The 12,090-nt window shown below is 65.2% G+C and carries 16 protein-coding genes; 8 read left to right on the top strand and 8 right to left on the bottom strand.

The window, feature by feature from the left end:
* Positions 1–39: 39 nt before the first annotated feature.
* Positions 40–558, bottom strand: coding sequence for a hypothetical protein (locus JQ586_RS30175; RefSeq protein ID WP_212398276.1), 519 nt, complete (start codon positions 556–558; stop codon positions 40–42).
* A 320-nt stretch (positions 559–878) separates the two neighbouring features.
* On the opposite strand from JQ586_RS30175, the gene groES reads away from it, so the two are divergent.
* Together groES and groL are read left to right on the top strand one after the other, a co-directional pair.
* Positions 879–1,175: a co-chaperone GroES gene (gene groES / locus JQ586_RS30180; protein WP_212363317.1), complete on the top strand. Its 297-nt coding sequence runs from the start codon at positions 879–881 to the stop codon at positions 1,173–1,175.
* Positions 1,176–1,204: 29 nt separating this feature from the next.
* Positions 1,205–2,851, top strand: a complete 1,647-nt coding sequence (groL, locus tag JQ586_RS30185; RefSeq protein WP_212398277.1) for a chaperonin GroEL — start codon at positions 1,205–1,207, stop codon at positions 2,849–2,851.
* A 91-nt stretch (positions 2,852–2,942) separates the two neighbouring features.
* Here groL and JQ586_RS30190 read toward each other — a convergent pair whose 3' ends face one another.
* Positions 2,943–3,845 carry a Crp/Fnr family transcriptional regulator gene (locus JQ586_RS30190; RefSeq protein ID WP_212398278.1) on the bottom strand — a complete coding sequence of 301 codons (903 nt, stop codon included), beginning with the start codon at positions 3,843–3,845 and terminating at the stop codon, positions 2,943–2,945.
* Between the two features lie 163 nt (positions 3,846–4,008).
* Here JQ586_RS30190 and oxlT point away from each other — a divergent pair, with 163 nt between their 5' ends.
* Together oxlT and JQ586_RS30200 are read left to right on the top strand one after the other, a co-directional pair.
* Positions 4,009–5,325, top strand: coding sequence for an oxalate/formate MFS antiporter (oxlT, locus tag JQ586_RS30195; protein ID WP_212398325.1), 1,317 nt, complete (start codon positions 4,009–4,011; stop codon positions 5,323–5,325).
* A 39-nt stretch (positions 5,326–5,364) separates the two neighbouring features.
* Positions 5,365–5,523 carry a hypothetical protein gene (locus tag JQ586_RS30200; RefSeq protein WP_212398279.1) on the top strand — a complete coding sequence of 53 codons (159 nt, stop codon included), beginning with the start codon at positions 5,365–5,367 and terminating at the stop codon, positions 5,521–5,523.
* Positions 5,524–5,537: 14 nt separating this feature from the next.
* On the opposite strand, the gene JQ586_RS30205 is transcribed toward JQ586_RS30200, so the two are convergent.
* A complete protein-coding gene (locus JQ586_RS30205; RefSeq protein ID WP_212398280.1) occupies positions 5,538–5,906 on the bottom strand; it encodes an antibiotic biosynthesis monooxygenase in 369 nt (122 codons plus the stop codon).
* 98 nt (positions 5,907–6,004) lie between these two features.
* Between JQ586_RS30205 and JQ586_RS30210 the strand changes: the two genes are divergently transcribed.
* Positions 6,005–6,472, top strand: coding sequence for a MarR family winged helix-turn-helix transcriptional regulator (locus JQ586_RS30210; RefSeq protein WP_212398281.1), 468 nt, complete (start codon positions 6,005–6,007; stop codon positions 6,470–6,472).
* A 146-nt stretch (positions 6,473–6,618) separates the two neighbouring features.
* On the top strand, positions 6,619–7,815 hold the full coding sequence (locus JQ586_RS30215; protein ID WP_212398282.1) for a hypothetical protein: 1,197 nt from the start codon (positions 6,619–6,621) through the stop codon (positions 7,813–7,815).
* Between the two features lie 38 nt (positions 7,816–7,853).
* On the opposite strand, the gene JQ586_RS30220 is transcribed toward JQ586_RS30215, so the two are convergent.
* Complete coding sequence (locus JQ586_RS30220; RefSeq protein WP_212398283.1) at positions 7,854–8,054, bottom strand: hypothetical protein; 201 nt, start codon at positions 8,052–8,054, stop codon at positions 7,854–7,856.
* 248 nt (positions 8,055–8,302) lie between these two features.
* Between JQ586_RS30220 and JQ586_RS30225 the strand changes: the two genes are divergently transcribed.
* Positions 8,303–8,767: an ester cyclase gene (locus JQ586_RS30225; protein ID WP_212398284.1), complete on the top strand. Its 465-nt coding sequence runs from the start codon at positions 8,303–8,305 to the stop codon at positions 8,765–8,767.
* 2 nt (positions 8,768–8,769) lie between these two features.
* Here the strand turns inward: JQ586_RS30225 and JQ586_RS40690 are convergent, their stop codons facing one another.
* The 3 genes from JQ586_RS40690 to JQ586_RS30240 all read right to left on the bottom strand — a co-directional run bounded on the left by JQ586_RS40690 (position 8,770) and on the right by JQ586_RS30240 (position 10,728).
* Positions 8,770–9,039 carry a PaaI family thioesterase gene (locus JQ586_RS40690; protein WP_249148365.1) on the bottom strand — a complete coding sequence of 90 codons (270 nt, stop codon included), beginning with the start codon at positions 9,037–9,039 and terminating at the stop codon, positions 8,770–8,772.
* 228 nt (positions 9,040–9,267) lie between these two features.
* A complete protein-coding gene (locus JQ586_RS30235; protein ID WP_409411031.1) occupies positions 9,268–9,900 on the bottom strand; it encodes a bifunctional transcriptional activator/DNA repair enzyme AdaA in 633 nt (210 codons plus the stop codon).
* 357 nt (positions 9,901–10,257) lie between these two features.
* A complete protein-coding gene (locus tag JQ586_RS30240; protein WP_212398285.1) occupies positions 10,258–10,728 on the bottom strand; it encodes a GNAT family N-acetyltransferase in 471 nt (156 codons plus the stop codon).
* A 191-nt stretch (positions 10,729–10,919) separates the two neighbouring features.
* On the opposite strand from JQ586_RS30240, the gene JQ586_RS30245 reads away from it, so the two are divergent.
* Positions 10,920–11,612 carry a hypothetical protein gene (locus tag JQ586_RS30245; protein ID WP_212398286.1) on the top strand — a complete coding sequence of 231 codons (693 nt, stop codon included), beginning with the start codon at positions 10,920–10,922 and terminating at the stop codon, positions 11,610–11,612.
* Positions 11,613–11,632: 20 nt separating this feature from the next.
* Here JQ586_RS30245 and JQ586_RS30250 read toward each other — a convergent pair whose 3' ends face one another.
* Complete coding sequence (locus JQ586_RS30250) at positions 11,633–11,989, bottom strand: META domain-containing protein (protein WP_409411032.1); 357 nt, start codon at positions 11,987–11,989, stop codon at positions 11,633–11,635.
* Positions 11,990–12,090 lie beyond the last annotated feature (101 nt).

Consider the following 12,090-nt stretch of genomic DNA (forward strand, 5'->3'; position numbering starts at 1 on the left):
CCGCGAGTTCTGTCGTGACTGCCTTACAAGGGCGGTGCGCTACGCCCTTGGCCCGCAGCGGACGTAGACCATGTTGCCGTAGCGGGTGGCGGCGTCCTTGTCGACGAAGCGGGTGATCATGACGCGGCCGTCGAAGGAGACGATCTCGCGGTCCTGCTCGCCCGGGGTCGGACCGGGCGGGCCGATATAGTTCTTGCCGCTCGGCGAGCCCTTCAGCCGCAGCTCCTGCGGGGTGGCCTGGTCGGCGAGGTGCATGATGACGCCGCCCGACTGGCCGGCACCGATCACATAGGGCTGCTTGCACTGGGAGCGCGCGGCGGCCTCGGTGCGGGCGCGGTCGGCGGGATTCTGGAACGAGGCAAGGCCCCAGCGGCCCACGATCTCGTCGGCCCGGATCGTGGCGGGCATCTCGGGCGCCATTCCCGGCTCGGTGGGCGCGGGTTCGGTGTTCGACGACAACGAAGGCAGGTTCGTGCTGCTACATGCCCCCAGCGTGACCGTCAGCGCGGAAACAGCCGCGAGCCGTGCGACCATTCGCGCATTGAGTGACCTGATCATTCGTAACCCCCGACAATGTCCCAGCCGCACGCACAGGCAGCCAAGCGTAAAACGTTAGGCGGAGCAATGACGGCTGACAAAAATTACGCCATCGCTGCGATTTGGTTTCCGGTCCACCATCCTATATTGGCCTCACCAAGGCCTTAACCCCAGTTTGCTTGACAGAAACCGCGGCAAGCCATATTTCCCGGCCCTCTATTAGCACTCCAGCACCGTGATTGCTAAGTCCGTCGGGCCTCCCGCCCGACGCCGACCGGGCCGGCATTCAACCCCGGCCTCGATGAACCGGACCTGAAACCAAGCCTTCAAGAGGGATCGTCATGGCTAAATCCAAATTCCGCCCGCTGCATGACCGCGTCGTGGTCAAGCGTATCGATGCCGAGGAGAAGACCAAGGGCGGCATCATCATTCCGGATACGGCAAAGGAAAAGCCCTCCCAGGGGGAAATCGTCGCCGTCGGCCCGGGTGGCCGCGACGAGGCCGGCAAGCTGATCCCGATCGACCTCAAGGTCGGCGACCGCGTGCTGTTCGGCAAGTGGTCGGGCACCGAGGTCAAGCTGGACGGCGAGGAGCTCCTGATCATGAAGGAGTCCGACATCATGGGCGTGCTGGTCTGACACCGCGACAAGCTTAAGGAGTTCAAGAGATGGCTGCCAAGGACGTAAAATTCGCCGGAGACGCCCGCGACCGCATGCTGCGCGGTGTCGACGTGCTCGCCAATGCCGTGAAGGTGACGCTGGGCCCGAAGGGCCGCAACGTCGTCATCGAGAAGAGCTTCGGTGCCCCGCGCATCACCAAGGACGGCGTCACCGTCGCCAAGGAGATCGAGCTCGAGGACAAGTTCGAGAACATGGGCGCGCAGATGCTGCGCGAGGTCGCTTCCAAGACCAACGACACCGCCGGTGACGGCACCACCACCGCAACCGTGCTGGCGCAGGCGATCGTCCGCGAAGGCGGCAAGTCGGTCGCCGCCGGCATGAACCCGATGGACCTCAAGCGCGGCATCGACATCGCGGTCAGCGCGGTCGTCAAGGACCTCGAGAAGCGCGCCAAGCCGGTCGCCTCCTCGTCCGAAGTCGCCCAGGTCGGCACCATCTCGGCCAATGGCGACACCGCGATCGGCAAGATGATCGCGCAGGCGATGCAGAAGGTCGGCAACGAGGGCGTGATCACGGTCGAGGAGAACAAGTCGCTCGAGACCGAGGTCGACATCGTCGAGGGCATGAAGTTCGACCGCGGCTACCTCTCGCCCTACTTCATCACCAATGCCGAGAAGATGACCGCCGAGCTCGAGGATGCCTACATCCTGCTGCACGAGAAGAAGCTCACCGGCCTGCAGGCGATGCTGCCGGTGCTGGAAGCCGTGGTGCAGTCGGGCCGTCCGCTGCTGATCATCGCCGAGGACGTCGAGGGCGAGGCGCTGGCGACGCTCGTGGTCAACCGCCTGCGCGGCGGCCTGAAGGTCGCTGCCGTCAAGGCGCCGGGCTTCGGCGATCGCCGCAAGGCGATGCTTGAGGACATCGCGATCCTGACCGGCGGTCAGCTGATCTCCGAGGAACTCGGCATGAAGCTCGAAAGCGTCACGGTGAACATGCTCGGCCGCGCCGGCAAGGTCGTGATCGACAAGGAGAACACGACGATCGTCAAGGGTGCGGGCAAGAAGAAGGACATCGAGGCCCGTGTCGGCCAGATCAAGGCGCAGATCGAGGAGACCACGTCCGACTATGATCGCGAAAAGCTCCAGGAGCGCCTTGCCAAGCTCGCTGGCGGCGTTGCCGTGATCAAGGTCGGCGGCGCGACCGAGATCGAGGTCAAGGAGAAGAAGGACCGTGTCGAGGACGCGCTGAATGCGACCCGCGCCGCAGTGCAGGAAGGCATCGTGCCCGGCGGCGGCGTGGCGCTGCTGCGCGCCAAGAAGGCGGTCGGCCGTCTCACCAACGACAATGCCGACGTCCAGGCCGGCATCAACATCGTGCTCAAGGCGCTGGAGGCCCCGGTCCGCCAGATCTCCGAGAATGCCGGCGTCGAGGGCTCGATCGTGGTCGGCAAGATCCTCGAGAACAAGTCGGAGACCTTCGGCTTCGACGCGCAGACCGAGGACTATGTCGACATGGTCGACAAGGGCATCATCGACCCCGCCAAGGTGGTGCGCACCGCACTGCAGGACGCCTCCTCCGTGGCAGGCCTCCTGGTGACCACCGAAGCCATGGTCGCCGAAGTGCCCAGGGACGCAGCGCCGGCGATGCCCGGTGGCGCCGGCATGGGTGGAATGGGCGGCATGGGCGGCTTCTGAGCCGCCACGCACATCTGCATCGCAATCGAAGGCCGCCTCCGGGCGGCCTTCTTCCTTTGGCGGAGGCCGGCATCGGCCGGACGATCACCCGTCAGGCGCCCCACGGCTCCATCGCCCGGGCGGCGGATTCGCCGAGCGCCGCGGGTTCGGTGGCCCGCGGCTGGAACCGGCCAGCCTGACCAAGATAGGACTTCTCGAAGTCGGACAGCCGTGAGAGTGCCTCGAAGTCCACGATGGTGATGGACCGGCCATCCACCTTGATGAGCTTGTCCTGCCGCAGGGCGCGCAGCGTGCGATTGACATGGACCGCGGTGAGACCAAGCGCATCGGCGATCAGTTCCTGTGTCAGCGGGATCGAGAGGGTCATCTCGCCGCTGCGATGGCTGGTGTTCAACCTTACGAATAACTCGAGCAGCAGATGACTGACGCGCTCGTAGGCCGAGCGGCGGCCGGTGCCGGTCAGATGCTCGCCGAGGATCGCAGCTTCCTGCACTGTGGACCAGAACAGAGTCTTGGCCAGCGCCGGATCGCGGTCGAAGACATTGTCCGTCATATCGAACGGAATGGCCGAGACGCTGGCTTCCGTGATGGTGATGATGGAGTACGGCGCGCGCGGAAACAGGCAGGCCGGCAGGCCAAAGACCTGACCGGGAAGGACGAAGTCCAGGATCTGGCGAGAGCCCTTGTGGAGGATCTTGTAGCGGGCCAACCAGCCATCATGGTTGAAGTAGATGCAACGATTGTGGCTGCCCGAGATCACGACATCCCTGGCCTTGGCGAAGCTCAGCCGTCGCACGCCAGGGCGGCGCGAGTTGATCCACTCGTCCGCGAAGGTGCCCTCGTGGGCCGCTGCTGCCGGCGCGCACGCGTGTTCCATAGGGCGAACTGGATGCGCGCGGCGGCGTATCGATTGATCCATGTCAACAACGCTCGCTAATCCCGGATCAACGAACGGACCATGACCGGGTTCCCATGCACCGTCGCTGGCAGCCAAAACCCTGAACGACGTGCGTGAGCAGGTGCCGCGGCTCGAAGCTCGCGGGCTTAACCTGGATCAATATCCGCCGTTAGGGCGGAATCGGGCCGATCGTTCCATTCTGCTTTCCCAAACAGACGATGCAAATCGGCCTTCGGCCCAGGGAGAGCGCCTCGTGTCCATGCCATCGGCCCGCAGGGGCCATACCAATCGCTGGTTTCAACTTGTCCTCGGCATCATATGCATGGCGAGCGTCGCCAATCTTCAATACGGCTGGACGCTGTTCGTGCTGCCGATCCAACATCAGTGGGGATGGTCCAAGGCGGAGATCCAGGTCGCATTCTCGATCTTCATCGTGCTGGAAACCTGGCTCGTGCCGTTTGAAGGCTGGATCGTGGATCGCATCGGTCCGCGCTGGATGGTGCTGGCGGGCGGCGTCGGCACCTTTCTCGCATGGTATGTCAACTCGAAGGCCACCTCGCTCGGCATGCTGTATCTCGGCGGGGCCATCGCAGGTTTCGCCGGCGGCGCAGTCTACGGCACCTGCGTCGGCAACGCGCTGAAATGGTTTCCCGACAAGCGCGGCCTGTGCGGCGGGCTCACCGCGGCGGGTTTCGGTGCAGGCGCCGCGATCACGATTGCGCCGATTCGAGCCATGATCCTGTCCAGCGGATACCAGCACACCTTCCTGTTTTTCGGCATCCTGTACGGGGTCATCGTCGTCGTCGTCTCGAACTTCATCAGGGCACCTGACCTCGAGGAGCTTCCTGCGGCCACCAACATCAAGGTGCTGCAGAGTGCCGAGGACGTTCCGCCAGCTCAGGTGGTGCGATCGCCGATCTTCTGGATCATGTATCTGATGTTCTTCCTGGTCGCTGCCGGCGGGCTGATGTCCGCGGCACAGCTTGCGCCGATCGCGAAGGAGCGCGGCATTGCCGACGCCACCGTCGTGATCTTCGGGTTCAGCATGCCCGCGATCGTGGCGGCGCTCACCTGTCACAACATCACCAACGGCGTGGGCAGGCCGCTCAACGGCTGGATCTCCGATCATATCGGGCGCGCGAACATGATGGCAATCGCGTTCGGGATCGAGGCGATCTGCCTCGCAGCCTTCGGCTTCTTCGGTACGACGGCGATATCGTTCATCATCACCGATGGCTTGGTGTTCCTGTTCTGGGGCGACATCTTCAGCCTGTTCGCCGCAACCGTGGGCGATGCCTTCGGGCGGAAATTCGTCACCGTGAACTACGGCATCATGTACACGGCAAAGGGCGTCGCCTCGCTGCTGGTGCCGCTGGGCAACGTGCTGACACATGCCAGCGGAAGCTGGCACGCCGTCTATGCGGTCGGATGCGGCATGAACGTGCTCGCGGCGCTCCTCGGCTTTTTCGTGCTCAAGCCGGTCATCAAGGCACGGCTGGCGCCGCCGGCCCACCCGGTGGCCTCGGAGCCCGCCCATGCCGGTGAGGAAATCGAGAGGCGGCGCGCGGTCGGCTAGAGCTGTCCTCCGGGGCTTTGCGGAAAGGAGGCGTTCCTCTTGCCCATTGAACTGCCGGTCACGACCCCGTCCCCGCCGGCCTCCGAACTCGAGCTGATCGCACTGGCCTCACTCCTGCCGTGGTGCTTGAGCCTGCTGCTCGCCTGTCACTCCTCCGCGATCGCGCAGGCGTTTCTGCTCATGGGCCGGTTCGGCTGATCGATAGCGGCCCGCTACGCGACGCAGATGTCCGGCACCGCGACCTTCTGGAACAGATGCGGCGACGCCACCGCCGACGCCGGATAGGCCGTGAGCTTCGCCCTGAACTCCGGGTTCGCGAATGCCGCACGGAAGGCGGCGGTCGATTCCCATACCGCGTAGTTGAGATAGGCCGGGCTGTCGCCGAGCGCGCGGTGTAGCTGGGTCGAGATGAAACCCGGCTGCCGCTTCATGATCGCGGCGTCGTCCTGCCATGCCTTGAGGAAGGTCTCCTCGTCGGCCTTGTCGAGCGTGAACAGGTTCACGAGCACGACGGAATTGGCATCGACGGCGAGCTGGCGGTCGATCGGGAATGCGGGGTCCATCGGGCGCATCTGCGGCATGGTTGGCTCCGTTCAATATGGTGCTATGATGTCGTCTCGTTACGATGGATACATATGAATATTGACATCATAATGTCAATACCATCTTATGGTGACAAATGTCGCATCCCAGGCGAACCCCGACCGGTGAAACCCTGACCAGCCTGATTCCGGACCTGTTCCGGCTCAACAGCCTGCTGTTCACGGCCGGCGACCGGATGGTGGCGGGGCTCGGCCTGACCAGCGCCCGCTGGCAGATCCTCGGCGCTGTTATCGCCGCGGAGCGGGCGCAGCCGGTCGCATGGCTCGCGCGCGATCTCGGCGCCAGCCGGCAGAACGTGCAGCGGATCGTCAACGACCTGGAACGCGATGGGCTCGTGACCTTCGAGACCAATCCGCATCATCGCCGGGCGCAACTCGTCGTCCTCACCGACAAGGGCCGCCAGGCCTTCGACGCGGCGATGCGCTTGCAGCTGCCCTGGGTGAATGCGCTCGCGGACGGCGTCTCGCAAAAGGACATCGAAACCACGAGCCGCGTCGTGGCCGCGCTGCGCAGGAAACTCGAAAGCAGCGAAGCCTCCGCGTGAGGCCAAAACAGCCGCTGCCTCGTCCGGATTCCGCTTGAACAGATCAAATCAAGCTCGCGGCCGCCTCCGCGCGGCCTTCTTTTTGGCCAATGACACGGAGGTTTGCTAGTTACGACGGAACCGATTCCCCGCGAGGACTTAATCGTATGCGCGCGCTTCCACTCCTGCTGCTCGGTCTCGTCGCCACCTCGGCGCCTGCTCTCGCCCAGATCAAGCTCCAGTCCAAGGCTGCCCCGAGCAACGGCCCGGAGACGCGCTACTTCACGGGGATGGACGGCCTGATGGACAATGCCGATGTCATCCTGAAGGAGACGCGGCAGGGCAAGGCCGTCACTTCGGCCGTGCTCGACGTCTGCTACCCTGCTGCAAAGGGCTCCGACCGCAAGGACCGCTTCGTCGCCAACCTCGCGGTCAACGGCCCGACGCTGTCCGGCTCCACGCAAAGCGTCGCCGGGAAGCAGCCGGTCACGATCAAGCTGACCCGCAAGCAGACCGGCGACAATTTTGAATTCCGCGGCCAGATCACGATCGGCCAGACCGTGACCGAGGTCGCCTCGTCGGACAATTCCGATCTCAGCGAGAAGGAATTCCAGGACAACCAGACCAGCGACGACGGCATCACGCAGCAGCCGAAGGATTTCACCGACGTCTCGCCGGAATCGGTCGGCGTGCGGGTGAAGCTGGAGCAGGCGGCCGACTTCCTCAAGAGCCTGAAGGGCGACCCCGTCGAGATCAGCACCTCGAGCCTCGCGGTGACCTGCGACGCGATGCGCGCCGGCGAGCAGACCATCAACCTCACGGTCGATCCGGAGCACGCATCCGCGCTGCTCGCCAAGGCGAAATCGGCCGCCGGCGTGACCGCGGCGGGCTGGACCAGCGGCGTGGTGGAGATGGATCGCACCATCCGCTTTGCCGCCGCCGACTGGCGGGACGGCGACAAGATCAACCGGGACAAGATCGCCACCACGATCTCGAACGTGCTGGCGAAGACGCTGTCGGCCAAGCCGGCATCAAGCACGTGGAACGCCAACACCGGCAAGCTGAAGCTCGTCCTGAAACGGCCGAGCTCGACCTACCCGACGCTTGGCCTCACCGAGAATCTGGAGGTCACCGCGCTGGTGTCGCCCGACAGGCCCGGTACCTCCGACCGGCTGATCCTGTGGGTCTCGAGCCCCACCAGTTCGACCAGCGACGACAGCGCCGGCGCCAGGCTTGTCCTGTCCGAAGACGCCGCCAGCGACGAGGAAGGCGGCGAGGCGAAGGACGACAACGGCGCGATCGACGCGCTGATCAAGGAATTCAAGGCCCAACGCTGGGATGCCGACAAGTCGGCGTGGAAGTAGGCCGGCGCGCGAAGTCGAGGAAGCCGCCGTTTCCTGCATCAGGCCGCCCTGTTGCCCAGCGGCACGACGTTGTCGCGCGCCGCGATGGGCGCGGCATCCGGACCGGACTGCAGCATCCCGTCGCCTCTGACGAAGAGTTCGGAACAACGTTCGGTGGCAACGCGGTCGAGCAGCGCTCGTAGTTCCGGCCGAAGTCCCTCGCCGCGCAGCGCGGCGATCGCATCGAGCTTGCGCATCATGTGCTCCTCTGTTCGAAGCACGATTGCGCGGCGGCGATTGGCACGCCACCCGATTCCGGTATCGACGGCATTCGCAACGCGACGCGCCAAACGTCGCTGCGTGCAGTGGAATCCCGCATCCTGCATTGCGTTACTGACAATCTGGAATCGGGTGGCGAGACGTACCTCTCCGATTGCTTACTGCGCGCATTGAAGCAGCGCTGCTTGCGATGATCGCAAGACCAGCCATCAGTGAATGGAGACATCCGATGTCAGAAGCGAACAAAAGCATCGTGGCCCGATGGTTCAAGGAATTCTGGGGCAACCCGTGGAATCCGCGCGTCATCGACGAACTCGCCACATCAGACATTGTCGTGCACTACCCGATGCATGAGCCGAAGCGCGGACGCGCCGCGGTGACGAATTTCATGACGGAGTTTCGCGAAGCGTTCCCCGATCTGAATTTCTGGGGAGTCGGCGATCTCATCGCGGAGGGCGACTATGTCGTCGGCCGATGGGAGGGCGGCGGCACCCACACCGGTGCGGCGCTGAGCGACTTCCGCCTCGGCTCGCTGCCCGCAGCCTCGGGCCGCAGGATGAAGTTTGCCGGCACCACCGTGCTGCGCGTGCGGGACGGCCGGATCGCCGAGGAGCTCGGTCAGGAGGACGCGCTGACGGCGATGCTCCAGCTCGGGCTCATTCGCCTGCCCGAGCTCGAGGGCGCGGCCCGCTGAGCCTACGACGCCGGGAAGATCAGGCACGTCGTGGTGCCGTGGGCGAGCAGGCGGCCATGCGCATCGGTGACGCGGCCCTCGGCGATGCCGATGCGGCGACCGCAATTCAATACCTTGCCCTCGGCCCTGATCTCCCCGGTGTCTTCCGTGATCGCGCGTATCAGCGAGATCTTGAACTCGAGCGTGGTTTGCGCGGTGCCCTTCTCGAGCATCGACTGCACCGCAAGGCCCATGCAACTGTCGAGCAGCGTGGCGGTGAGCCCGCCATGCATTGCACGGTGCCCGCAGGATTGAGATGCGCGTCGGTCGGCACCAGCGAGACGACGACGCGGCCTCGCTCGGCTTCCACAATGTCATAGCCAAGCGTGCGCGCGATCGTGTTGAGCGGCAGCGCACCGCTGACGAGCCCCTGGACGAATTCGAGTCCGCTCATCTGCAGCTTCTGTTCGTGACTGACGGTGCCGTAGGTCTTGCTGGTCATTGGTGGTCTCCTCCGGGATTCATGGCGCGGCTGCCTCCGCCGGTCGCTTGTTTCGGAAGGTCGACGGAGGCCGGCCGCAAATCCGGGTGAATGCAGCGCTCATCCGCCTTGCGCTGGAAAAGCCGGCCCGCTGCGCCACCGCCGACATCGGCAGGTCGCTGTCGAAGATCAGCCGTCTTGCCCGCTGCACGCGCAGCCGCAGCGCAAGCTGGAGCGGCGGGGCCCCGAGATGCGCGGCGAACAGACGTGACAAATGTCGCGCCCCGACGCCGAGTCGCTCGGCCAGCGCATCGACATCGCCGTGGTCGAGCGCGCCGTGCTCGATCAGCGCGAGCGCGCGCTCGGCCGTCGTCCTGGTGCCCTTCCAGGCCGGGCAAAACGGTGCGGCCTCGGGGCGGCAGCGCAGGCACGGCCGGAAGCCGGCGCGCTCCGCGGACCTGGCGCTGCGATAGAAGCTGACATTGCGCGCCAGCGGCGTGCGCGCCGGGCAGACCGGGCGGCAGTACACGCCCGTGGTCTTCACGGCGACGAACACGACGCCGTCCCAGGCGGGGTCGCGTCGTCGAAAGGCGTCATACTGTGCGGCGAAGTCGAGCATGACTTCGCTATAGCGGCGGCCGCGCGGCGCGACGACCCGCTTCCCGGAGACCATGTCCGGAAACGACCGCTGCGCGGGCGGGACGATGCTGAGTGAACCGGTTCAGCGGCAGAAAACGAGGTCAACGTCTTGGTTAACGGGCGGAGCTTGGGACACCGCTTCTGACGGTAGTTGTCCGGAATCCACATGCGACCGGGATTCTCTTACAGTTGGATCATCCCAGCGCGGGGTACGAGTTTTCATTCCGAAGCAATTTGGTCGCGAAGGGCCGTCGATGCAGATCGGCGGCCCTTTTTGCTGTTTCGCGTCAATGTTTCAGAACGCCGCGCTCGCGCCTCCCCTCGTTTTCTGCCGCTGAACTGAACCAATCATCGTCGCGCGGACAACACGTCGTGCCCCTCGCGCCGTCGATCACGGCCGGAGGAGCTTGGTCATGAACAGGCTGAGCGGATCGGCCACGTAGTTCCCGAACGGCGCACATTCGAGATAGCCGGATGCGCGATAGAGTCCGATCGCCTCCGGCTGCCGGATTCCAGTCTCCAGACTGATGCGCGCGATGCTCCGCCGGCGCACAGCGCCTTCGAGTGCCTCGAGCAGGCGGCGGCCAAGCCCGCAGCCACGTGCGTCCTCGCGCACGAACATCCGCTTCATCTCGGCATGATCAGCCGCGATGACGCGGAACGCGATCGAACCAAGCACTTCTCCGCCCCGGCGTGCGACCAGGAACACGGTGCCGGGCGCGCTGAGCGCGTCGACATCGACGAGATGATTGCTCCCGGACGGATACAGCGCCTCCATATAGACGTCCGACAGGGCGATCAGCCGCCGCACCTCGGGCTGGCGTGGGTCCTCGGGCACGATGCTGATCTCAGGTTTGGTCATTTCGGGGAGGTCCCGAGCTTGCGCGATCGGCCGCGAAACGGCGTCTCTCGGATATGTCGGCGGAGGCTCCCGATCCGTCGATGCGGGACCTGCGGCCGGACGACACGGCTTTGCCGCAGTTCGGTCACCGAAAATTAAGGGCGGATTCAGTTTCGAGGATCATGATTGCACAAGCCAACACAGGTCAAGCCATGCAAGACCGCGAGCCGAGCAGTGCCGACAGCATCTGGTTGACGGATGCGGCTCACGGCCGATTGCCGGAGCAGCCGACAGACCTTTGGGATCTCTCGAACGGCAATCATGATGCCGCCCTGCTGCTGCGGGAGCCGTTCGCGGATCGCATCGGCACCGCGCTTCTGGCGGCCACGGCGCTGGCGGCGACCTTCGTGCTGGGATGGGCCGGCGGAGCGAACTGGCACGAATTTGTACCGACCTCGACGCCAGCCCCGGTTGCCCAGAAGGAGGCGCCTGCGCCGTCTCACGTTGCGGAGACGCGGCCGAGCGGCAAGAGCGAAGCCACGCGACGGATCGCATCCAGCGGCGATCCTGGCGTCACCGGCAGCATTCCCAGGACCACGGCCAGTCCCACATCCAATCCGCGCCCGCTCGCCCTGGGTGCCGCGCCGACAACCCTGAACGCGCAGGCCGCAGCACTGGCTCCGAGGCAACCGCTTTCGGCGTCCCCGGAGACGCGGCCGAGCACAATTCCCGGATGGTCGGTCGTCGAGGTCCGCGACGGCACCGCGGTGCTCGAAGGGCCCGAGGGCGTGCGGATGGCGGCACGCGGCGACGTCGTTCCAGGACTTGGCCGCGTCGATTCCATCGTGCGCTGGGGCAATCGCTGGATCGTTGCCACCGCGAGCGGATTGATCGCGACGCCCTGAGCGCGGCGCGCCGTTCGCCTTCAATTCGTGTTGATGATGAAGCGCAGCGACCGGCTGCCGGTCAGCGTGACCGCATCGCCCTGCCGCCGCCAGGTCGCGACATCGCCGAGCGCCGCCATCAGGTCGCTGTCGGCCTGCGCACGGTCAGGCGGGCAGTTGCGGTTCTCCATCGCGCCGGGGACGAAGACGATGGTATTGCCCGCAACCGAGAACTGGCCCTTGCCGCCGTTGCACCAGAGCTCGAGCACGACCTCGCCATTGTCGCCGATCTCGATCGAGGGAATCCGCTTCGAGCCTGGCATGCGCGCGGCGTCCAGCGTCATCAGGAAGCCGAACGGAAACTCCTCCTGGGCCAAGGCGGGAACGCTTCCCAACATCGCGCTCACCAGCACAAGACTTTTCAAGATACGACCGGCTGAAATCATTCCATTCCCCGAAACCGCAAGCTCACGGCCGCCCTTGTATTGGACGCGCCTGC

The organism is Bradyrhizobium jicamae, from assembly GCF_018130215.1.
Taxonomy (GTDB): Bacteria; Pseudomonadota; Alphaproteobacteria; order Rhizobiales; family Xanthobacteraceae; genus Bradyrhizobium; species Bradyrhizobium jicamae_A.